At 70.6% G+C, this 21,411-nt stretch carries 21 protein-coding genes and 2 pseudogenes; 13 read left to right on the top strand and 10 right to left on the bottom strand.

Features of this window, described 5'->3' with window-relative positions; translation table 11 throughout:
* Positions 1-5 precede the first annotated feature (5 nt).
* From ACZZ98_RS13075 to ACZZ98_RS13065, 3 genes are read right to left on the bottom strand one after another with little or no spacing between them, the layout of a single operon-like run.
* Positions 6-1,421 (bottom strand): YlbE family protein, encoded by a 1,416-nt coding sequence (locus ACZZ98_RS13075; protein ID WP_463516646.1) that lies wholly within the window; start codon positions 1,419-1,421, stop codon positions 6-8.
* On the bottom strand, positions 1,418-2,911 hold the full coding sequence (locus ACZZ98_RS13070; RefSeq protein WP_463516645.1) for an FdrA family protein: 1,494 nt from the start codon (positions 2,909-2,911) through the stop codon (positions 1,418-1,420). The genes ACZZ98_RS13075 and ACZZ98_RS13070 overlap by 4 nt, the downstream gene beginning before the upstream one ends.
* Positions 2,908-3,615, bottom strand: coding sequence for an oxamate carbamoyltransferase subunit AllH family protein (locus tag ACZZ98_RS13065; protein ID WP_463516644.1), 708 nt, complete (start codon positions 3,613-3,615; stop codon positions 2,908-2,910). Before ACZZ98_RS13065 ends, ACZZ98_RS13070 begins: the two co-directional genes overlap by 4 nt.
* Positions 3,616-3,651: 36 nt before the next feature.
* On the opposite strand from ACZZ98_RS13065, the gene ACZZ98_RS13060 reads away from it, so the two are divergent.
* A complete protein-coding gene (locus ACZZ98_RS13060; RefSeq protein WP_463516643.1) occupies positions 3,652-4,998 on the top strand; it encodes a PucR family transcriptional regulator in 1,347 nt (448 codons plus the stop codon).
* A gap of 66 nt (positions 4,999-5,064) precedes the next feature.
* On the opposite strand, the gene ACZZ98_RS13055 is transcribed toward ACZZ98_RS13060, so the two are convergent.
* The 3 genes from ACZZ98_RS13055 to ACZZ98_RS13045 all read right to left on the bottom strand — a co-directional run bounded on the left by ACZZ98_RS13055 (position 5,065) and on the right by ACZZ98_RS13045 (position 6,950).
* Entirely contained in the window at positions 5,065-5,517 is a 453-nt protein-coding gene (locus ACZZ98_RS13055; protein WP_463516642.1) for an SRPBCC family protein, read from the bottom strand.
* Between the two features lie 142 nt (positions 5,518-5,659).
* Entirely contained in the window at positions 5,660-6,190 is a 531-nt protein-coding gene (locus ACZZ98_RS13050; RefSeq protein WP_463516641.1) for a YbiU family protein, read from the bottom strand.
* A gap of 34 nt (positions 6,191-6,224) precedes the next feature.
* Complete coding sequence (locus ACZZ98_RS13045; protein ID WP_463516640.1) at positions 6,225-6,950, bottom strand: YbiU family protein; 726 nt, start codon at positions 6,948-6,950, stop codon at positions 6,225-6,227.
* 99 nt (positions 6,951-7,049) lie between these two features.
* On the opposite strand from ACZZ98_RS13045, the gene ACZZ98_RS13040 reads away from it, so the two are divergent.
* The 8 genes from ACZZ98_RS13040 (at position 7,050) to ACZZ98_RS13005 (ending at position 15,219) form a co-directional block, all read left to right on the top strand.
* Positions 7,050-8,198, top strand: a complete 1,149-nt coding sequence (locus tag ACZZ98_RS13040) for an ROK family protein (protein ID WP_463516639.1) — start codon at positions 7,050-7,052, stop codon at positions 8,196-8,198.
* 160 nt (positions 8,199-8,358) lie between these two features.
* Positions 8,359-9,852: a uracil-xanthine permease family protein gene (locus ACZZ98_RS13035; RefSeq protein ID WP_463516638.1), complete on the top strand. Its 1,494-nt coding sequence runs from the start codon at positions 8,359-8,361 to the stop codon at positions 9,850-9,852.
* Positions 9,853-9,861: 9 nt separating this feature from the next.
* Positions 9,862-10,722 (top strand): FAD binding domain-containing protein, encoded by an 861-nt coding sequence (locus ACZZ98_RS13030; protein ID WP_463516637.1) that lies wholly within the window; start codon positions 9,862-9,864, stop codon positions 10,720-10,722.
* A complete protein-coding gene (locus ACZZ98_RS13025; RefSeq protein ID WP_463516636.1) occupies positions 10,719-11,234 on the top strand; it encodes a (2Fe-2S)-binding protein in 516 nt (171 codons plus the stop codon). Before ACZZ98_RS13030 ends, ACZZ98_RS13025 begins: the two co-directional genes overlap by 4 nt.
* Entirely contained in the window at positions 11,231-13,642 is a 2,412-nt protein-coding gene (gene cutA, locus ACZZ98_RS13020) for an aerobic carbon-monoxide dehydrogenase large subunit (protein WP_463516635.1), read from the top strand. Before ACZZ98_RS13025 ends, cutA begins: the two co-directional genes overlap by 4 nt.
* Positions 13,639-14,286 (top strand): SRPBCC family protein, encoded by a 648-nt coding sequence (locus ACZZ98_RS13015; RefSeq protein ID WP_463516634.1) that lies wholly within the window; start codon positions 13,639-13,641, stop codon positions 14,284-14,286. The genes cutA and ACZZ98_RS13015 overlap by 4 nt, the downstream gene beginning before the upstream one ends.
* Complete coding sequence (locus tag ACZZ98_RS13010; protein ID WP_463516633.1) at positions 14,286-14,894, top strand: carbon-nitrogen hydrolase family protein; 609 nt, start codon at positions 14,286-14,288, stop codon at positions 14,892-14,894. Before ACZZ98_RS13015 ends, ACZZ98_RS13010 begins: the two co-directional genes overlap by 1 nt.
* On the top strand, positions 14,806-15,219 hold the full coding sequence (locus tag ACZZ98_RS13005; protein WP_463516632.1) for a carbon-nitrogen hydrolase family protein: 414 nt from the start codon (positions 14,806-14,808) through the stop codon (positions 15,217-15,219). The genes ACZZ98_RS13010 and ACZZ98_RS13005 overlap by 89 nt, the downstream gene beginning before the upstream one ends.
* 284 nt (positions 15,220-15,503) lie before the next feature.
* On the opposite strand, the gene ACZZ98_RS13000 is transcribed toward ACZZ98_RS13005, so the two are convergent.
* Positions 15,504-15,785, bottom strand: a complete 282-nt coding sequence (locus ACZZ98_RS13000) for a hypothetical protein (RefSeq protein ID WP_463516631.1) — start codon at positions 15,783-15,785, stop codon at positions 15,504-15,506.
* Positions 15,786-16,128: 343 nt separating this feature from the next.
* Here ACZZ98_RS13000 and ACZZ98_RS12995 point away from each other — a divergent pair, with 343 nt between their 5' ends.
* A complete protein-coding gene (locus ACZZ98_RS12995) occupies positions 16,129-16,635 on the top strand; it encodes a hypothetical protein (protein ID WP_463516630.1) in 507 nt (168 codons plus the stop codon).
* A gap of 117 nt (positions 16,636-16,752) precedes the next feature.
* Here the strand turns inward: ACZZ98_RS12995 and ACZZ98_RS12990 are convergent.
* From ACZZ98_RS12990 to ACZZ98_RS12980, 3 genes and pseudogenes are all read right to left on the bottom strand, one after another.
* Positions 16,753-17,422 (bottom strand): annotated as a pseudogene (locus ACZZ98_RS12990) (response regulator transcription factor).
* Entirely contained in the window at positions 17,419-18,978 is a 1,560-nt protein-coding gene (locus tag ACZZ98_RS12985) for a sensor histidine kinase (protein WP_463516629.1), read from the bottom strand. The pseudogene ACZZ98_RS12990 and the gene ACZZ98_RS12985 overlap by 4 nt, the downstream one beginning before the upstream one ends.
* The gene (locus tag ACZZ98_RS12980) at positions 18,968-19,447 is read right to left on the bottom strand and encodes a hypothetical protein (protein ID WP_463516628.1); all 480 of its coding nucleotides are present in this window, start codon (positions 19,445-19,447) and stop codon (positions 18,968-18,970) included. Before ACZZ98_RS12980 ends, ACZZ98_RS12985 begins: the two co-directional genes overlap by 11 nt.
* Before the next feature lie 157 nt (positions 19,448-19,604).
* Between ACZZ98_RS12980 and ACZZ98_RS12975 the strand changes: the two genes are divergently transcribed.
* The 3 genes and pseudogenes from ACZZ98_RS12975 to ACZZ98_RS12965 all read left to right on the top strand — a co-directional run.
* A complete protein-coding gene (locus ACZZ98_RS12975) occupies positions 19,605-20,297 on the top strand; it encodes a DUF4956 domain-containing protein (protein ID WP_463516627.1) in 693 nt (230 codons plus the stop codon).
* On the top strand, positions 20,294-21,073 hold the full coding sequence (locus ACZZ98_RS12970) for a polyphosphate polymerase domain-containing protein (RefSeq protein ID WP_463516626.1): 780 nt from the start codon (positions 20,294-20,296) through the stop codon (positions 21,071-21,073). The genes ACZZ98_RS12975 and ACZZ98_RS12970 overlap by 4 nt, the downstream gene beginning before the upstream one ends.
* A 96-nt stretch (positions 21,074-21,169) precedes the next feature.
* A pseudogene (locus ACZZ98_RS12965) lies at positions 21,170-21,391 on the top strand (hydantoinase/oxoprolinase N-terminal domain-containing protein); the annotation flags it as partial.
* Positions 21,392-21,411: the final 20 nt, after the last annotated feature.

The following is a 21,411-nucleotide window of genomic DNA, read 5'->3' as shown; positions in this document are numbered from 1 at the left end:
GACGCTCAGCGCGGCCCCGACCCCCGCGCCGCAAGGGCCGAGAGAGCTGCGGGGAAGCACTCGGCCGGCGGTGTCACGAGGCCCGCGCCGACCTGCCCCGTCCCCGCGACCCGACCGGCCATGCCGGTGTTGATCTGCGGCAGGATCCCGGTGCGCACGACCGACACGACGTCGATCCCTGTCGGGGTCCCGCGGAAGTCGAGGATCGGCACCTGGAACATCGGGTGCTCGCCCACGGTGATCTCGTACATCGTCTGCGTCGCCCGCAGAGCAAAGGCCACGTCGCCGCCGACGAACTTCACGATCGCCGGTGCAGCGGCCATGGCGAACCCGCCGATGCCGCCCGTCTCCGTGATCGCCGAGTCGCCGATGTCAGGGTTGGCGTCGTCGGGTCCGTAGTCGCCGAGGAAGAGACCCTCCGGGGTGTTCGCCGGCCCGGTGAACCACTCGTCTCCGGTGCCGGAGACCCGGATCCCGAAGTCGGTGCCGTTGCGCGCCATGGTCGTCACGACCGACGAGCCGGGTATGCCGTGTGCCGCCATCGTCGCGAGCTTGCAGGCCGGCATACCGAGATTGAGGAAGAAGTGCTCGTTGGCCCCGGAGAAGCGGACGGCCTCGGCGATGTCGGTCGAGCTCGCGTCGGCGGTGATCATGCCCGGCAGCAGCTCGCGAAGCAGCATGAGCGAGCCGGCACGGTTGCGGTTGTGGCCCTCGTCGCCCATCTGGAGCATCTGGGCCAGGATCGCCTTGATGTCGAAGGGGCCGGTGGCGCGCACCGACTGCTGGAGAATCGGGCCGAGCACATCGGTCATCCAGTGCAGGCGGTCGACGACCTCGGGGCCGTAGGCGCCGTAGCGCAGGACCTTGCCGAGGCCCTCGTTGAGCGAGCACCAGGACCACGCGTCATGGACCTCGTCGCGCAGGCCATACATCCACATGGACGGCGACACGACACCAGCCATGGGTCCGACGGCGTCGCGGTGGTGACATGGCTCGAACGCGAACTTGCCTGCTGCGAGGGCCTTCTCGGCCTCTTCCGCGTTGTCGGCGAGACCCTCGAAGAGGACGGCGCCGATGAGCGCGCCCTTCATCGGCCCGGACGCACGCTCCCACGCCAGGGGTGGTCCCGCGTGGAGGAAGGTGCCGCGCTCGAGGCCGAGGGCGTCCTTGGCCTGCTTGACGTCGCAGAGCTCGGCGGTCGAGGCCGTCATGCGCGCGTATGCCGTCGCGTTGGCTTCCGCTCGTCGAGCGTCCGCCATGACCGTGGCCAGGTCGGCCTCGGTCCCGGGCATCGGCGGCTGCCAGTCGGCCTCGGTGACCTTGACCGCCTGTCCGCGCAGGGCGTCGGCGAAGAGCTGGACGCCGGCCGTGGCGACCGACGGCGACTCCACGGAGAGCAGTCCGTGCAGGGGCTGGTTCATCGAGCTCCTCCGAGGAAGGTGAGGGCGTGCCGGGTGGCGTCACGGTTGGAGAGGAAGACGGACGCACCCGCGGCGGCGAGGGCCTCGCCGGTGGCGTCGAAGTCCTGCGGGTCGCCCCGGGTGCCGGTGAGCGACACCACGACGGGCAGCTCCCGACCGCTGTCCCGAGCTGCCTGCCTCGCCGCGCGGATCGCGTCGGCCAGCTCGGCGGCGGGGTCCGGGTGGGCACCGAAGCCCAGCACGAGGTCGAGCAGGAGGACGCCGCAGGTGGGATCAAGCGCCTCGGCCGCGATGCGCTCCATCCGCAACGAGGGGTCGATCATCGGATGGGCCCGACCCTGGGTCAGGGCGTCGTCACCGAAGTCGATGACGAGGTGCCCGTCGTCCTTGAGACCCGGGCCGAGGGCGAGGTCGTCGCGCAACGGGATGTTGGACCGGATGTCGCCGAGCGTGTCGGCGGCCAACAACATCGCCTCGTCGGCCAGGGTGCCGCCGCAGAACAGTCCACGCAGGCTTGCCCCCACCGAGCCGGGCTCGGGGTCGCTGTCCGACAGCCACTTCGGCCACTCCGGGGTGTCGCTCCCTTCGGCCCGGAGCACCGACTCGAGAGCGGTGGTGAGGTCGGGTCGACCGGCACCGAGCGTGGCCCAGTGGACCGGGAGACCCAGCCCGGCGGCATACGCCTCGAGGTCCGCAAGGACCTCCTCGTCCGGTGGTTTGGAGACGACGACGATCGACGTCGTCGCGGGGTCCGCGGCCAGGGCAGCGAGCGCCTGGCGTGTCGAGCGGCCACCCACGGCGGTCTTGAGGTCCCGTCCACCGACACCGAGGCAGTGCGAGATCCCGACACCGGCGGCGTCGAGGAGGCACATGACCTGCTGCGCGCCGGTGCCCGATGCGGCGACCATGCCGACGGGGCCGGACTCGACGACGTTGGCGAAGCCCAGCGCGACTCCCCCGACGACGGCCGTGCCGCAGTCGGGGCCCATGACCAGGACGTCTGCCTCGGCTGCAGCGTCCTTGAGCCGGACCTCGTCCTCGACCGGGACGTTGTCCGAGAAGAGCATCACCGAGGCGCCGGCGCTGATGGCGTCGAGGGCCTCGGCGGTCGCGAACCGCCCCGGAACCGAGATGAGGGCCAGCTCCGCCTCCCCGACGCGCACGGCTCCACTCGTCGTGCGTGGCGCCGGGGCGTCACCGAACCCACCACTGGGCGCTGACTTCGCGCCGAGGGCGGCGGTGGCTGCTCCCAGGCCCGCGGCGACGGCGTCGTCGTCGACGGCACGGACCGCGACGACGAGGTCGTTGGGCCCGGCGCCCTCAGGGACCTCGAAACCCATCCCGGTGAGCACCTCGACGTTGAGCTCGGTCGCCATGGCCACCTGCGCGGCCTCCACCCCCGCGACGTCGGCGACGGTGCGCGAGACCTGGAGCAGGCTCACGGAGTCGTGGTAGGCGCCTCGGCGCACGTCGACGTGGGTGGTGCTCACGACGGGATTCCTTCCAGCAGAGGGCAGTGGGCGGCCAGCAGGACCTGGTCGATGCCGTCGAGGAGACCGGCGCCAGAGGTGTGACCGATGGAGAGCACGAGCTCCCGGGTGCGGTCGACGTCGTCGGACCCGGCCACCGCGTCGGTGACGTGGTCGACGACGGCGGACACGGCATACCCGGCCCGCGCAGCGAGCACGAGGGAGGCCGACAGGCTCGTCGTGCGCCCCACGGGGATCTCGTCCGGCAGGTCGAACCCGACGGCGCGAGCGGCGAGGAGCGCACCGCAGAGGACGTCGTCGGACCGAGGAGTGAGGCCCTCACCACGACCGAGGTCAGCGAGCAGCGGGTCCCAGTCGAACGGCGCGACGAGGGGTGGTCCGCTCACGACCCGGCGTGGTCGCCACGTGCGGACGACGTGTATGCCGTGGCTCGGGAGGGTGACCTCGTCACGACCCACGGTCACGACGTCACCGGGCGCCACGCCCCAGACGTGAGGGGCCGGGCCGGCCAGGCGCAGGGCGGTGGGCAGGACGAGCGCGTCGCTCGTGACCACCGGCAGGACGTCGGTGTGGGCGGCGGGCTCGTCGGAGAGCGCGAGGTAGAGCGCCGTCGGGAAGGCGGCGAGGACCACGGCCGGTCGCCGTGGACCCGCGAGGAGGCCCCGGGTGAGGGGCGAGGCCGCGGCCACAATTCTGGGTTGCACCCTTGGAACGCTAGTTCTCGTGGCTACAGTGGCCGGATGGTAAAAGTTGCCAACGATCTCGCGGCTCAGGCTCAGCAGTTGCCAGCAGAGGAGACCATCGCGTCGCTGCGACGCGTCGTGGACCACCAGGCGGAGCTGTTGCGCCGCGAGGACGAGGTCAACCGCATCCTCGTCCAGACCGTGCTCACGGGCGGGTCCCTCGAGGATCTCGGCGCAGCCCTCGTCGGGCTCTTCCCGGGCGTGACGCTCGTGACGACGACCGACGGACGCATCGTGGCCACGGCCGGGTCGGACGCCGACCGCGCCACCGTCATGGCGCTGGACTGCTTCGACCGGACGGGACGCCTCATCGTCGAGGAGGAGCCGGTCGGGGTGCGCGCGCCCGGTGAGGTCAAGTCCGAGCGCACGATGGTCCGGATCGTCGCGGGGACGTCCGACCACGGGCTGCTCGCGGTGTTCACGCCCGGCCGGGTGCTCACGACGACGGACGTGCACGGGTTGGAGCGCGCGGCCGCGGTCGCCGCACTGGCGATCACCAAGGAGCAGGCGGTCTCGGCCGTCGAGGGCAAGTACCGCGCGGAGTTCCTGCGCGACACCCTCGTCGGGCGGGTGGGCGCGCCCGAGGAGGCGATTGCCCATGCCTCCTCGTTGGGGTGGACCCTCGACCGGCGGATGGTCGTCGTCGTCGCCGAGACCGACGAGGACGACGTCCACACGACCCGCGACAGTGACGAGCTGCGTTCTCTCCAGGACCGGTTCGTCCGGGCCTGGGTCCAGGCGGTGCGGACCCGTGAGCCCAAGGCGCCGGTCGCCGGGTTCTCCCAGGAGGTCGTGGCGCTGCTCCCCGCACCCTGCGGCGGCGAGGGCGAGCAGGAGACCCTCATGCGATCCGTGGGTGAGGTCGTCAAGGTCGTGCGGGGTGACGGCGGCGGCGGTCGGCGGACCTTCTCGACCGGCGTCTCACGGCCCGTCGACTCGGTCGCGGACATCCCCCGGGCCTATGCCGAGGCGTTGCGCGCGGTGGCCGTCGGCCGCCAGATGCAGGGCGAGTCCGCGGTCATGCACTTCGACGGGCTCGGCATCTATCGGCTGCTGTCGCTCATCCCCGACACGGCCGACCTGCGAGCCTTCGTCGACGAGGCGCTCGGTGAGCTCGCGACCGACGCGCAGCCGTCGTATGCCGACCTGCGCCAGACGCTGCAGGTGCTGCTCGACACCAACCTCAACGTCGCCGAGACCGCCCGGGTGCTCTTCTTCCACTACAACACCCTGCGCTACCGGATCACCAAGCTCGAGCAGATGCTGGGACCCTTCACGAGCGACCCGCAGCTGCGGCTCACGCTGTCGCTGGCCCTGCGGATCCGCCAGATGCGCGGGGTGTGAGGATCACCCTCTCCGCCTGCTGGTTCCCAACCCGATGCCTTGGAAGCCCAGGCGACACACGGTTGCTCACGCCTCCAGCTTGGCTCGGAGCCACTGGTTGCGTTGGGCGAGCAGACGCGGCATGTAGCGGCTGAGGACCAACGCCTCGGCCAGCGCCCCGAGCGGTCCGAGCGGTGCCCTGAACCGGACGTGGTCCGTCATGAGGGTGCCACCGCCGGGAGCCGGCTCGAAGGTGTGCTCGTGCCACCACTGCTTGAACGGGCCGCTCACCTGTTCGTCGACGAACCGATGAGGAGCGTCGTATGCCGTGATGGCTGAGGTCATCGTGAAGGTGACACCGAAGTGCCGCGCCCGCCACGTCACCACGTCGCCGAGCGCCATGATCCCGTTCTGGACCCCCGCGATGGCCTGCTCACCCGAGTCGCCCATGGACTCACGGTGGGCGTCCACGGAGAGCGACAGGTCGAAACACGCCGCGACCGGCGCGCGGATCGTGGTGAGCAGCTCCAGTTCAGGCATCGGGCCATCATCGTCGACCCGCTACCGGGTCTGACGCCCTCCTGCCTCTCGCAGCCGGTGTCGGGTTCTCGGGGCTATGGCCCTCGATGTGCGCCCGGATCGCCGACACTGGCCGCCACAGTGGTCCGGGCGCTCGGAGCGCTCAGTCGTCGAGTCCGAGTCCGCGGCGGCCGATCTCGTTGAGCTGCTCGACCTGGAAGCGGCCGTCCCAGTCGCGCTCGTAGTGCTCCTCCGGGAAGTCGCCCGGGCTGGAACCGGTGAGGAACGCCTCACGCACGCTCGCGGCATACGCCTCGTTGCGGGGGCACCACGGCGCGGCCGGGATGTACATGACGTTGCCCCACCCGACCTGGTCCTCGACTTCGGCGACGGCGTGGATGAGGTCGCAGTGCCACCACACGGTGTCGCCGGCCTGCACGTCGGGAATGCCCGAGACGGCTTCCATGAGCAAGGGGTGCCACTTCCAGCTGATGGGGAAGGTCTGGTTGTGCGCGACCCCGCAGAGCTCGCCGTCGGGGACGTCGTCGAGCAGCGGCCGGAGGAGGAGATAGGCCATCGCCTCGGGGATCGGCACCGTGTGGAGCACGCCCTGGTCGTGACCCATGTCGGACAGGGCGGTCCAGCCCTGGAAGGTCCGGAACGCCGAGCACATCGTCGACGCCGGGTAGTTCACCGCGTCGGTGCGGTGAGCGGCGTCCCACGGGTCATCAGCTCTCGACGGTGCCGTCGAAGAGGTGGCGGAAGACCTCCTGGTAGCCCCTCGTCAGGTAGAGGTCGATCGACCCGGTGTCGAGGTGGGTCCCGAGTCCGGCGGAGTCGGTGCCCGGCGGGCGACGCCGGATCCGGTCGGGATAGAGCGAGTCCCGGTCGGGGTCGAACCACGTGCGGCCCTCCGACTGATGCGTCCACTGGCTGTTGAGGAAGCCCTGCACCGCTGCCATCCGGGGGCTCTGGCGCGCCTCCATCTGGGGCTGCGACCAGTAGATCGGGTAGATCTCGGGTGTGCTCCCGACGCTCGCGAAGAAGTCGTCCGCCGGGCCGGTGTAGGTCTCGAAGAACCGGTTCCGCTCGACGTAGTCGACGATGTCACGGTCCCACTGCAGCGCCTGCTCGTGCGGGAAGGTGCCACGCACGACGGCGCATCCACGCTCCTTGACCTTGGCCACCAGCTCGGGTGCGACGGTGCCGGCCTCGATGTCGGCAAAGTCGATGACCGGCCACACCTGCTCGCCGCGAGCGCGTTCGGCCTTGATCTGCTCGACGCGCGCGGAGATGCGGGCCTCGAGGTCGGCGAAGTGCTCCTCGACCGTTCGGCCGCTCCGGGCGATGCGCGCCCGCAGCGCCGCCTTGATCTCACGGATGGCGCCCGTGACGTCCTCGGGCTTGCTCTCCCAGTGAGGCAGGGGCTGGGTGTCGTCGTGGGTGGTGGTCATCCGGGACCGCTCCTTTGGTTAGGACTCCTGACTGGTACTCACGTCAGGCTAGCGCCCACCTCTGCTAGTTTGCAAGGACTCCTAACGAAAGGCTGGGTCGTGGCTGCCGATCTCCCGTCGCTCGACCTGCTCCGCTCGCTCAGCGACCGTCACGTCCTCACCGCGGTCGCCGAGGCGGGCCAGCTCACCAGGGCCGCGGTGGCCGCCACCACGACGCTGTCCAAGCCGACCGTGTCGCAGAGCGTGACCCGCCTGCTCGCTGCCGGCGTGCTCGTCGAAGGAGGACGCACCTCGGGCGGTCGGGGCCGAGCCGGCACCTACCTCACGGTCAACGATGCCGCCGGGTGCGCACTTGCCGTACAGGCCGGGCCCCAGGGAGTCGTCGGCGAGGTCGTCGCCCTCGACGGGCGCATCCTCGCCGCCCGTCAGCGGGCCCTGGCCGTGCCCGTCACCTCGGGCGCGTTGGGGCGTGCGCTCGTCTCCGTATGCCGTGCCCTCGCCTCGGAGTCCCCCGGCCCGATCCGGGCCCTCACCCTGTCGGTGGCCGACCCCGTGGACCGCCGCACCGGACGGGTGGTCGAGCTGCCGGCCAGCCCGTTCCTCGTGGGCGAGCTCGACCCCGTGCGGCTCCTCACCGACGTCGTCCCGGTGCGCCCCGTCGTCGACAACGACGTCAGCTGGGCCCTGCTCGCCGAACGTGAGCAGGGCGTCGCCACGGGGGTCGACGACGTCCTCCACCTCTATCTCGACGAGGGCATGGGCGCCGCCATGAGCAGCGGTGGTCGACCGATGCATGGCGCGCGCGGCCTTGCGGGCGAGATCGCCTACTCCCGCACCCTCGTCCCACGGTCAGGTCGGCGCGCAGCGGTGAGTGGCACTCTCATGGAGTGCGTCGAGGCCCTGGGCTACCTGCGCGAGGGCAGCAAGGCGGTCGAGGTCGAGGCGTTGATCGACGACCTCGACCGGGGCATCGGCCAGGCCACGGCCCTCGCCGACGCCGTCGGCGAGCTCGCCCGGGCACACGCCTACCTCCTCGACCCGGAGCTGGTGGTGCTCAGCGGACGGTGGGGGCGGCATACCCGGATCGTCGACGCGGTGACCACGGCGATCGGGGACGCGGGAGGACTTCAGGCCCGGGTTGCCGCCGCGCAGGTCGCCGACGACGCCCCCCTCGTCGGCGCTCGGATCGCCGCCCTCGGCGAGTTGCTCCGGACCTGGGCCCCGGAGCCGCACACCGTGCCACGATGACCGGTGTGACAGGCGCGTGAGAGCGCCCGTCGACTTGCCAAGGACCACGTCGGTCCGCTGTCAGTGATTGACGAATGCCCCCGGGGGCGCCGCGGTTAGCGTCCTCATATCCACGACGACGTGGCGCTCGGCACGTGGTCCCCTGAGGAAGGCAACACACATGGCTCTCGGTCTTGGTTGGAAGGTGAAGGAGGGCGCGCTCGGGCCCGACGAGGTCGTCGCCCCCGACGAGCGGCTGGACTGGGGGCGCACCGTCGGGCTCGGGGCCCAGCACGTCGTCGCCATGTTCGGCGCCACCTTCGTCTTCCCCCTCATCATGGGTCTCAACGCCCAGCTCGCGATCATGATGAGCGGCATCGCGACGATCGCCTTCCTCCTCATCGTCCAGGGCCGCGTGCCCAGCTATCTCGGCACGTCCGCCGCGTTCGTCGGCGGTGTCGGCGCGATCCGCGCGCAGGGTGGGGACTCGTCCGAGGTGACCGGCGCGATCCTCGTCGCCGGCGTCGTGCTCGCCCTCGTCGGCGTGGCGATCCACTTCCTCGGATCGAGCATCCTGCACCGGGTGCTGCCGCCCGTGGTCACGGGCGCCGTCGTCATGCTCATCGGCTTCAACCTCGCACCGGTCGTCGCCAACATCTACTGGCCGCAGGACCAGTGGGTGGCCCTGCTCGTCATGCTCTTCACCATCGTGTGCGCGGTCGCCTTCAAGGGCTTCGTCAGCCGCATCGCTATCTTCCTCGCGCTGATCTTCGGGACGCTCCTCTCGTGGCTCCTGGACAACACCATCGGCCCGATCACCTCCGTCCTGGGCGGCGCGACCGAGGCCACGGAGCACCTGCGCTGGAACACCTCCGGCGTCGGTGACGCGGCCTGGCTCGGCTTCCCCGCCAAGACCATGGTGGGCGCCGACGGCATGGAGGTGGCCGGGTGGCACACGCCGACCTTCGCGACGGGCGCGATCCTCCTCGTCATCCCGGCCGTCATCGCCCTCATCGCCGAGAACACCGGCCACGTCAAGGCCGTTGCCGAGATGACCGGCCACAACCTCGACAAGGACATGGGCCGCGCCATCGGCGCCGACGGCGTGGGCACGATCCTCGCCTCGTCCGTCGGCGGCTCGCCCACGACGACCTATGCCGAGAACATCGGTGTCATGGCGGCCACCCGCGTCTACTCCACCGCGGCCTACTACGTCGCCGCGATCGTCGCGATCCTCTTCGGCCTCTCCCCCAAGTTCGGCGCGCTCGTCGCCTCCGTGCCGGGCGGCGTCCTCGGCGGCATCACCGTCGTGCTCTACGGGATGATCGGCCTGCTCGGCGCCAAGATCTGGAAGGAGAACGGCGTCGACTTCGCCAACCCGATCAACCTCGTCCCCGTCGCGGCCGGCATCGTCATCGGCATCGGCGACGTGAAGCTCAAGTTCAGCGACGACTTCACCCTCAGCGGCATCGCCCTGGGCACCATTGTCGCCATCGGCGCCTACCACCTGGCGCGCTCCATCGCCCCGGCCGACCTCCGCAACCGGGCCGATGGCGCGGGTGGCACCACAGGTCCCAACAACGCGGGAGGCACCGCCATCGCCACGGGTGACCGCGTCTACGGTGACGAGGACGGCATCGACGACCTCTACCAGGACAAGCGCGACAGGAGCTGAGCCCCCGACGTGAAGCCAGCCCCGTTCACGCACCACGCCCCACGCACCCTCGACGAGGCCGTCTCGGTCCTCGCCGAGGTGGGGCACGACGGCAAGATCCTCGCCGGCGGTCAGAGCCTCATCCCGGTGCTCAACATGCGTCTCGCGCAGCCGGCGCACCTCGTCGACATCAACCGGGTCGCGGGGCTCGACACCGTGACCGAGACCGACACCCACGTCCGGGTCGGCGCGACAGTGCGGCACGCGGTCCTCGAGGGACATGACGACGCGTATGCCGTCCTGCCCGTTCTCCGTCAGGCGCTCCGGAACGTGGCCCACCCGGCAATCCGCAACCGTGGCACCACGGTCGGCTCCATCGCGCACGCCGACGCCGCCGGCGAGATGCCGTCCGTCGCCGTCCTCACCGACGCCGTCATCGAGATCGTCGGGCCGCGCGGTCGGCGCGAGGTCGCAGCCGGCGACTTCTTCGAGGGTCCGTTGCAGACCGTGCTCGAGGAGGACGAGCTCGTCGAGGCCGTGCGATTCGGCCGCTTCGCCCCCGGCACACGCACGGCGTTCCTCGAGTCGGCCCGGCGGCACGGCGACTACGCGCTGGCCGGCGTCGGCATCGCGGTGGAGCTGGACGGCCACGGGCCGGACGCGGTCGTGCGAGGTGCGCGGGCGGCATACGTCTCCGTCACCGACGTGCCCGTCGTCATCGACCTCACCGAAGCCGTTGCGGGACAGCCGGTCTCGTCACCGTGGGCGGGCGTCGAGGAGCTCGTCCAGGCGGGGATCGCGCCCGAGGCGGACATCCACGCGACCCGCGAGTACCGCCGGATGCTCGCCGCCGAGCTCACCCGACGAGCCCTGAGAGGAGCAGTGTCATGACCATGGGGTCAGCAGTCACCGTCGAGGTGACCCTGAGCGTCAACGGGGTCAGCCACACCCGCACGGTCGAGCCACGACGGCTGCTGTCCGACTTCCTGCGCCACGACCTGCGGCTCACCGGGACCCACGTCGGCTGCGAGCACGGGGTGTGCGGTGCCTGCACGGTCCTTGTCGACGGGCAGCCGATGCGCTCGTGCCTGATGTTCGCCGTGTCCGCGCAGGAACACACGATCACGACCGTCGAGGGTCTCGGCACCCAGGACTCGATGGGTCCGGTGCAGCAGGCCTTCGTCGAGTGCCACGGCCTGCAGTGCGGCTTCTGCACACCGGGGTTCGTCACGACCATCACGGCGTTCATCGAGGAGAACCCGGACCCGACGCTCGACGAGGCGCGCGAGGCGATCTCGGGCAACCTCTGTCGCTGCACCGGCTACCAGAACATCTGCAAGGCCGTCGTGCGCGCCGCCGAGATCAAGCGCGGTCTCAAGGCCGAGGGGGGTGACGACACGTGAGCACGCGTCAGTTCGGCCAGCCCGTGCTCCGCAAGGAGGACCCCAGGCTGGTCACCGGCAACGGCCGCTACCTCGACGACCTCGGTCACGACGCCCATGAGGTCGCGTTCGTCCGCAGCCCGCACGCCCACGCGCGCATCACCGGCATCGACGTCGACGGGGCGGTCGAGATCGACGGCGTCGTGGCCGTCTTCACGCACGAGGACCTCGACGGCCCCGCTGCCGACCGCCTGCCGCTGCTCATCCCGCACCCGAGCATCGAGGCCGGACGCACGGGCTACGCACTGGCCAAGGACGAGGTCAACCACGTCGGCGAGGCCATCGTCATGGTGGTCGCGACCGACCGCTACCTTGCCGAGGACGCCGCGCAGCGCATCGTCGTCACCTATGAGTTTATCCCGCCGGTCGTGGGAGTCGCGACCTCCCGCGACGGCGCCGTGCTCGTCCACGACGACGCCCCGGGCAACGTGGCCGCCCACCTGCTCCAGGAGGTCGGCAACGTCGAGCCGGCCATGGCGGCGGCGCCGCACACGCTGACCCTCGAGCTCGAGATCGAGCGCAGCGCCTGCATGCCGATGGAGGGCAAAGGCGTTCTCGCGCACTGGGACTCCGACGAGCAGCGCATGCGGATCCACTCCTCGACCCAGACGACCACGGGCGTGCGGGCTGCGGTGGCCGCCAAGCTCCAGCTGCCGCTGGCCCAGGTGGAGTGCATCGCCCCCGACGTCGGCGGTGGCTTCGGAGTCAAGATCATGCACCCGTGGCCCGAGGAGGTCCTCATCCCTTGGGCGGCCCGCCGGCTCGACCACGACGTCAAGTGGACCGAGGACCGGCGCGAGCACTTCACCTCGAGCGCCCACGAGCGCGGCCAGCTCCAGCAGGTCACCGTCGGCTTCGACGACGAGGGGCGCCTGCTCGCCCTCGACGTGAAGTTCTGGCACGACAACGGGGCCTACCTCCCCTACGGCGTCATCGTCCCGATCATCACCGCGACCCAGCTGCTCGGCCCCTACAAGCCGCAGAACTATCGCGTCGAGTTCTGGTCGCTCTACACCAACACCGTTCTCGTGACGCCCTATCGGGGCGCGGGTCGACCGCAGGGCTGCTACGCCATGGAGCGGACGATGGACGCCATCGCGGCCGAGCTGGGGCTGGACCGCGCCGAGGTGCGCTCACGCAACTTCATCCAGCCCGAGGAGATGCCCTACGACCAGGGGCTCCTCTTCCAGGACGGGCGCCCGCTCAAGTACGACTCGGGCGACTTCCCCGCATCCCTCGCCAAGCTCAAGGCGCTCGTGGGCTGGGACGACTTCGCGGCATACAAGGCGCAGGCAGCCTCCGAGGGGCGCACCGTCGGTCTCGGCATCGCCTGCTACGTCGAGGGCACGGGCGTCGGCCCCTACGAGGGTGGGCACGTCCACGTCGAGACGAGTGGGCGGGTCAACGTCGCCACGGGTCTCACGACACAGGGACAGGGCCACCAGACGATCCTCGCCCAGATCGTCGCCGACGAGCTCGGCGTCTCCATCGACGACGTCTTCGTCACGACCGGCGACACGCGGCGCATGCCGTATGCAGTGGGGACCTTCGCGTCGCGCGGTGCCGTCATGAGCGGCAACGCCGTCGCCCTCGCCGCGAAGGCGGTGCGCGCCAAGGCGTTGCGGATCGCCGCCGACGCCCTCGAGGTGTCCGAGGAGGATCTGCAGATCGAGGACGGCACGATCAGCGTCAAGGGCGCTCCACACGCGTCCATCGCCCTCTCCACCGTGGCCGTCATGTCCAACCCGCTGCGCTACGCCTTCGACGAGTCCGCCAAGGCCGCCACGCAGTTCGCCGGCGCCTTCGACCCGGACAAGCCGCCGGTCGCCGACGACGACGAGCCCGGTCTCGAGGGCAAGGACTTCTACTCGCCCACCCAGGCGACCTTCGCCAACGGCATGCACGCCGCCATCGTCGAGACCGACCCCGTGACGGCCGAGATCAAGATCCTGCGCTACTGCGTCATCCACGACTGCGGCACCGTCGTCAACCCGATGATCGTCGAGGGCCAGGTCCACGGTGGCGTCGCGCAGGGCGTGGGTGGGGCGCTCTACGAGCGGATGGTCTATGACGAGAGCGGGCAGCTGCTCAACGCCTCGTTCATGGACTTCCTCATGCCCTACGCCTCCGAGGTGCCGCACATCGAGACCGACCACCTCGAGACCCCGTCACCCCTCAACCCGCTGGGGATCAAGGGCGCCGGTGAGGCGGGCACGATCCCCGTGACCGCCGTCATCGCGTCGGCCATCGAGGACGCCGAGGGCTTCACGATCCGCTCGATGCCGATCAGCCCCACCGAGCTGTGGGACCTGCGCAACCGCCACCGCCAGACCAGCACGACGAGCACCACGACCGAGGAGCAGGCATGAAGATCTCCGGAACCGCGACGATGGCGGCCTCCCCCGAGCAGGTGTGGCAGGCGGTCCACGATCCCGGCGTCCTCGCTCGCAGCATCCCCGGCTGCCGGTCGCTGACCGAGCTCTCCCCCGGTCGCTACGCGATGACGGTCATGGCCGGGGTCGCTGCGATCAAGGGTTCCTACGACGGGGAGGTGGCCATTACTGACGTCACCGAGCCCGACCGGTTCACGATGAAGGCCGACGGAGCGGGGGCCCCCGGCACCATCTCGACGACCGTCGACGTCAACCTCGCCGGGGCCGACGGCGGAGGCACGGCCATCACCTATGAGGCGGACGCCCTCGTCGGCGGACCCATCGGAGGGGTCGGCCAGCGCATGTTGGCCGGGGTCGCGCGCAAGATGGCCGGCCAGATGTTCACGGCGCTCGATGCCGACATCGCCGGCGAGCGCCCGGCGGAGGAGTCACCCGCGGGAAGCGCGGCAGGTGCCGCGGTCGCGGAGACGGGCGGACGGCATACGACGACGTATGCCGGCTCCACGGGCTCGCCGGGGGTGGGAGGATCGAGCAGGGACTTCGGCTCCGGAGTCCTCGTCGGCGGGGCCGTCGCCCTCGTCGGTGTGGTGCTGGGCTGGGCGATCGGAGGACGACGCTGATGCGTGCTTTCACTGCCGCTGCGATCCAGGTGGCCCCCGTGCGCGGCTCCCTGACGCCACAGGTCATCGAGGCCAACATCGCGCGCTGCGTCGACTTCGTGCGCCGCTGCGTGACCGAGACCGGCGCCGAGCTGGTCGTGCTGCCCGAGTCCGCGACGACCGGCTTCACCCCCGACTGCTCGGTCGAGATGCTGTGGGACCTCGTCAGCGAGCTGCCGGGCGCCATGACCGAGCCCTTCCAGGCCGTGGCCCGCGAGCTCGGGATCGTCCTGTGCGTCGGCACCTACGAGCGCGGACCGCAGCGAGGCGTCATCTACAACGCGTCCGTCCTCATCGACACCGACGGCACCCTGCTCGGGGTCTATCGCAAGACGCACCCGTTCTGCACCGAGGCGGTCTCGGGTGGCGGCTGGGTCACGCCCGGTGACACGGTCACGGTGTGCGACACCGCACTCGGGCGCATCGGCATGATCATCTGCTTCGACGGTGACTACCCCGAGCTTCTCCCGGATCCAGGCCGTGCAGGGGGCCGAGGTCATCTGCCGCCCGTCGGCGCTGCTGCGCTCCGCCGACATCTGGGAGCTCACCTCCCGGGCGCGCGCCTATGACAACCACGTCTTCCTCATCGGCGCCAACGCGACCGGCATCGACCCAGCGGGCGTCATCTACTTCGGCAACAGCCACATCGTCACGCCCAACGCCACCATCGTCGCCAAGGCGGCCTCGCACGAGGGCTGGGTCTCGGCGCACCTCGACCCCAAGACGGCGCTCGCCTCGCTCACGCCCGGGTCCAACATCTCCCAGAACTTCGACCACCTACGTGACCGCAACCTCGACCTCATCCGGGGTCATCGCGAGGAGCTCGAGTCACCGGCCAAGACCTCGTTCCCCCACGGTGGACCGCGGCCGGACCACAAGCCCGAGGGCGACTGACGACGTCTAGCGTGCGCGCCTGCGGCTTAGTGCGGCCACGGCCCAGGGGACCGCAACGGCGACAACGGTCGTGAGGCAGCCCAGTGGGATGGGGAGGCAACAACCACCGCACGACACCCTCGTGCCGTTCCTCGTCGTGGTGGAGTAGTGCGGGATGGGTCCGAGGCGGAAGCCGCCCCGTGGTGCCTGCGTCATGTTCTGTCCTTCAGAGGCTGGGGTGCGAGCAGTGGCCCGCGGGAGGCCGGGCGGTCAACGACTGACAGCCGTGACCAAGGGCGCGGTTGTCAGGCGTCGTGGTCGTCGCCGTGGGCGCGCGACCCCGACTTGGCCAGTCCACGGGCCACCATGTAGCCGATGGTGAGGAACGTGATGTAGCGAAGTGCCTGCTCGGCGCTGAACGGGTCGGCGGTGTTGTCACCGTCGTCGTTGACGACGAGCGCGGTGACCAGGACGGCAAGCACGGTCACGACGTACGCGATCAGCTCGGTGGTCTTGCGTGCCGGGCGCGTCTCGGTCGTCAGGCGGCGAGCGCCGCGCGCCTTGTTGTCGTTGTTGTTGTTGGCCATGAGGGAACTCCTATTGCCCCCGACAGATCGGAGGTATGAGATCGGATCCCGCGCGATGGCCCTCTGTTAGACACTCAAACCCCTCAGAGGAGGGGGCGGCGGCCAGCCCGCAGGCCGGCCGCGTCATGCGGTCCACACAGAGTGATGGAAGCGCTGCAGCGGTGTCAATTCACGCCTTGCTGTGACCGGGGCCTGCACGAGCTCAGCCGAGGGGCGACTGACGCGCGTCCCCGACGCAGGATGAGAAAGTCCTCACATCGGCCTCATCCTCGTGTCACGGAGCAGGCCGAGCGTGGGTGTCAACGCCGGGGACCAGCCCCGGTGCCACACATCGGAGGACGTCATGAAGCGCTTCACCACCACGATTCTCGGCACCGCCATCGCCCTGGGCGGCACCGTCGCCTTCGCCCCCGGAGCCTCCGCCGAGGAGCGCACCTGCCGCGGCTCCCTCGGGGCGGTCGCCCTCGACAACGTGCGCGTCCCCGCGGGAGCGACCTGCACCCTCACCGGCACCTCGCTCAAGGGCACGCTCAAGGTCGAGCGTGGCGCCACCCTGACGGCGACTCGGGTGCGGGTCAACGGCAACGTCCAGTCCGAGGGGCACCGGCTCGTCCGAGTGCTCGACTCGCGGGTCGGCGGCAGCATCCAGCTCAAGCAGGGCGGCGCTCTCGACCTGCGACGCAACATCGTCACCGGTGACATCCAGGCCTTCACGAACACCACCGGCACGAAGACGATCTACACGAACCGGGTCGGCGGCAACCTCCAGTGCAAGGAGAACGTGCCCGCACCGGTCGGCAGCGGCAACATCGTCCAGGGCAGCAAGGAGGACCAGTGCCGCCGTCTCTGACGCGTCACTGAGGCCCCGCCCGCCGTCGAGTCGGGCGGTACGGGTGCCCTGGCGGCACGGGCAGCACGCGCGGGATCCCCTGCACTCCCCTCGCGCGCTGTCCGGTGCCGCCTCTGGTCAGGCGCGAAGCCGATAACCCATGCCGCGCACCGTCTCGATCGCCTCGGCACCGATCTTGCGCCGCAGGTAGCGGACGTAGACATCGACGACGTTGGAGCCAGGGTCGAAGTCGTAGCCCCACACGTGGCTGAGCAGCTGCTCGCGGCTGAGCACGTGCCCGGGGTGCCGCAGGAACGTCTCGAGCAGCACGAACTCACGTGAGCTGAGATCCGTGACCTTCCCCTGAACTCTCACCTGACGAGAGCGCAGGTCGAGGCTGATGCCACCCGCGGTGATCTCGCTCGTCCCGGAGTCAGGCGTGGGAGTGGCCGCCCGCAGCCGGAGCCGGATCCGCGCAAGGAGCTCGCCGAACGAGAAGGGCTTGGGCATGTAGTCGTCCGCGCCACCCTCCAGCCCGGCGATCGTGTCGCTGGCGGAGTCACGGGCGGTGAGGATGATGACCGGCATGGCGCTTCCCGAGCTTCCGCAACCTGGCGAGGACCTCGAACCCGTCCATCCCCGGGAGGCCGATGTCGAGGACGAGCAGGTCGTAGCTCCCGTGCACGGCGAGGGCCAGCGCACTGGCGCCGTCCTCGGCGACCTCGGACGCCAGGCCGCTGGCGGCCAGGCCCTTGGCGATGAACGACGCGATGCGTGGTTCGTCCTCGGCGACGAGGATGCGGCTCATCGCGCACCGCCCCGGGCGCCGTCGAAGAGGGACCCGACGGAGTCGTATGCCGCCCGCTCACCCTCGCGTGCCGTCGTCACTGCGTCGTGGCCGGGCCCGTCGTCCTCGTCCTCGTCCTCGGCGAGGTCACCCAGGGGCAGCTCGATGATGAACTTCGCCCCACCGGCGGAGGTCGCCGACGTGACCCATGCCGTCCCCCGGTGGGCCGTGGCGATGGCGGTGACGATGGCGAGCCCGAGTCCCGTGCCCTCACTGCTCGCCGGGTCGGGGCCACCGGACTCCCACCGGTCGAAGATGCGGAGCCGGTCTGCGGGCGGGACGCCGGGACCGGTGTCGCGAACCCACAGCTGCACGCCCTGCGCACTCCTTCCCCACCCCATGGTGATGACGTCGCCGTCGCGGGTCACGGCCACGGCGTTGCTCGCGAGCTGCAGCAGTGCCTGGATCATCCGCTGCGGGTCGAGAACCGCGACGACCGACGGTGCGGCCTCGACCTGCCAGCTGCGGGGAGCCAGGCCCTCGGCCTTCTCGACCGTGCGCCGCACGAGGTCCCCGACATCGGTGGGCTCGGGGGTGAGGAAGTCCGGACGGCGGGCCTTGGCGAGCATGAGCATGTCCTCGACGAACCCGCCCATGCGGTCGAGCTCCTCCAGCGCGAGCGCCCGGGTGCCCGCGACCTCGTCGGGGTCCGACGAGTCCATGAGCTCGAGGTGTCCCCGGATGACCGTGATCGGGGTGCGGAGCTCGTGCCCCACGTCGTCGAGCATCCGGCGCTGGGCGCCCAGGGCGTCCTGGAGCCGGTCGAGCATCCCGTTGAACGTCCGGCCGAGCGCAGAGAGCTCGTCATCGCCCCGGACCTGGATCCGGCTCGACAGGTCCGAGTCGCTGATCCGTGCTGCGGTGTCGCGCAGCTCGTGGACCGGTCGCAGGATGCGGCCGGCGAGGCCCCAGGCGGCGAGCACGAGCGCGGTCCACGCGACCGCGGCAGCGACGGCATACGAGCGGATCGTGTCACCGAGCTCGGCCATCTCACGGTCGATGAAGTAGGCCGCGACGTAGTGGCTCGTCCGGCCCTCCATGGTGAACGGCAGCACGGCATACGTCACCGTGCCCGTGCTCTCGGACTCGAACTCTCCGAAGGCCGGCTCGGTATGACCGGTCACGGCCTCCCGGAACTGCGCGTCCCGTTGCAGGGTTCCGGTGCCGTCGACGGGGGTGAGGGTGACGTCGGGGAGGAACCCGAGGTGGATCTCGTGCTCGTCGGGGACGTTGCGCAGCATGGACACCTCGATGAGGCGGTCGGCCGTCGTGAACGGACGACCGGTCTCGGGGTCGATGCCGCCGCGGGCGAGCTCCCTGAACTCCGCGACCTCCTGCGCGAGCAGCCTCTCGACCCGGGCCTCGATGCGCTGCCGCTCGACGAAGAGCCCCACGGCTCCGGCGCCGAGCAGGCCCAGCAGGGACAGCAGAGCGACCGAGCCGACGATGCGCCGTCGCATCGAGGGGTCGCGCAGGCGCAGCGCCGGCAGACCCCGGCCGGGGGCCTCAGTCGTCATCGTCGGGCTCCTCCGCTCCGTCGTCGGAGTCGTCGGCCCCATCATCATCATCCCCGTCATCGTCGTCGGCCACAGGAGGCGGCGCCGGCACCCTGACGGGTGGGCGGGGCTGCACCCTCACGCTGCGAGTGGCCGGGGGCGCCGACTGGTCCCGCGGGCGGGCGGACGCCACGGGGGCCGGCGTCCGCTTCGGGACGGGCGTCGGCGTGGCAACCGGCGTCGGCGTGGCAACCGTCGTCGGCGTGGCGACCGGCGTCCGGGTCGCTGTCGGCGTGGGTGTCGGCGTGGGGCTCAGGGTCGTCAGGGGCGTCGGGACGCCGCCCCTGGGCGGTGCCCCGTTGCCGTCCAGGTCGAGCGAGGACCCCAGGTCGGGCAGGCGCTGGCCCGCGCCGGAGACGAGCACGACGGCGATGAGCGCAGCAGCGGCGCAGAGCGCCCAGGCTCCGACGAGCATTCTTCTTCCGGTCATGCCTCCATGGTCACAGCGAACCCGGCCCGTCTCGAGGGGATCGCGATGAGAGTCCTCTCATCCGCCATGAGAGCCCTCTCATCTGCTCGTCATCTGCGGCTCATCAGTGCGCCGCAGGCTGTTCGACAGATCGTCACCCACCAACGAAGGAGCAACCGTGAACACGGGCACCATCCTCATCGGCCTGGCCCTCGACCTCGTCGTCATCCTGACCCTGGTCTTCGCCATCTACCGGCCTCGGCACGCCAAGGCCGACCTCGCGCTGTCCTACATCGTGCTCAACCTCGGTGTCTTCGGAGCCGTGGCCCTCCTCGCCGGTTCCCAGTCCGGGCTGGCTCTCGGGATGGGCCTGTTCGGCATCCTGTCGATCATCCGGCTGCGCTCGACGGCGATCTCGCAGACGGAAGTCGCCTACTACTTCGTGGCGCTCGTCCTCGGCCTCGTGAACTCCCTCGGCGCTGCCCACCTGCCCCTGGCCATCACCATCAACCTGCTCCTCGTCGGGACGCTCGCCCTCCTCGACCGGGGAGCCAAGGCGATCTCGGCCGGCGCGACGCAGACGCGCCGCATCGTCCTCGACGTCATCCACGAGGACCCGGTCGCCCTGCGGGCCGACCTCACGGCACGGCTGCGGACCGAGCTGCGCGAGGTCACGGTCGAGGAGGTCGACTACGTCCGCGACGTCATGGTGCTCGTCGTCGAGGTCGACCGGCCCACCCCGACCGACTCCGACTCCCACTCCGGCTCCGACCCCCACTCCGACTCCGACTCCGACTCTAGGACCGGGACCGCGACCGGGAGTGAGAGCAAAGCCGGTCGCGCTGGTGCACTCGCGGCGGCGCGGTCATGAGCACCCGGTCCTCGGAGTCCGCCCTCCGCGCGGTCGGTCAGCTGCGCCCGATCGGTTTGGCCGAGCTCGAGGAGCGAGCCTCGCTGCAGGAGCGGGTCGACACGAAGTTCATCGTCCTGCCTGCTGTGCTCGACCGATTCCTCGACCATGTCGGCGACCAGGTCGACGTGCTCGATATTGACGGACGACGACAGTTCTCCTACGACTCCACGTACTTCGACTCCCCCGGGTGGCAGACGTACCGCGACCACGTGCAGGGTCGACGCCGACGCTTCAAGGCGAGGACCCGGACCTATGTGGACTCCTCATTGTGCATGTTCGAGGTCAAGCTCGAAGGCGCCCGCGGCGGGACGAGGAAGCTGCGGATCCCGCACCCGGGCGAGCTCGCCTCCACGCTCACGCCGAAGGCCCGGGCCCACCTGGACGACGTCCTCGCCGAGCAGGGCATCGCGGTCCCCGACGACCTCACGTCCGCCGCGTCCACGGCATACCGCCGCGTGACCCTGACCGGCGCCGACCGCCCGGTGCGCGTCACCATCGACACCGACCTGCTGTGCACCTCGCGCAGCGGCACCGTGCGCGGCCTGGGCGACCGGCTGCTGGTCGAGGTCAAGACCGAGTCCGAGCGTGACCCGGCCCTTGACGTGTTCAGGCGGATCGGCGTGCACCCGGTCTCGGTGAGCAAGTACTGCGTGGGAGTGGCCCTGCTCCACCCCGAGCTGCCCCGCGCGCCGTGGGCCCGGACCCTGAGGCGCCACTTCGCCGCCAGCGCCTAGCCGCGCCGGGGTTGGCGGGTTGTGGGCCGACCACGGCGATCCGTTGGCACAGATTGCCAACGAGACCGGACGGCATACCCCGCTTGAATCTCTGACATGGCTCAGCGACGCATCAGGATCGGCATCGACACCGGCGGAACGTTCACGGACGTCGTGGCGTTCGACGAGGACTCGGGTGAGCTCGTCACGACGAAGACGCCGAGCACCCCGAGCAACCCGGCGGACGGCTTCATCACCGGCATCGAGAAGGTCCTCGGCCTGATGGACGCGAGCGGCGACGACATCACCGCCGTGTGCCACGGGACGACGGTGGCGACCAACAAGCTTCCTCGAGGGCA

Source organism: Knoellia sp. AC549 (assembly GCF_979258975.1).
The sequence above is the reverse complement of the archived record's forward strand: the minus strand, read 5'-3'. Positions and strand labels throughout refer to the sequence as shown.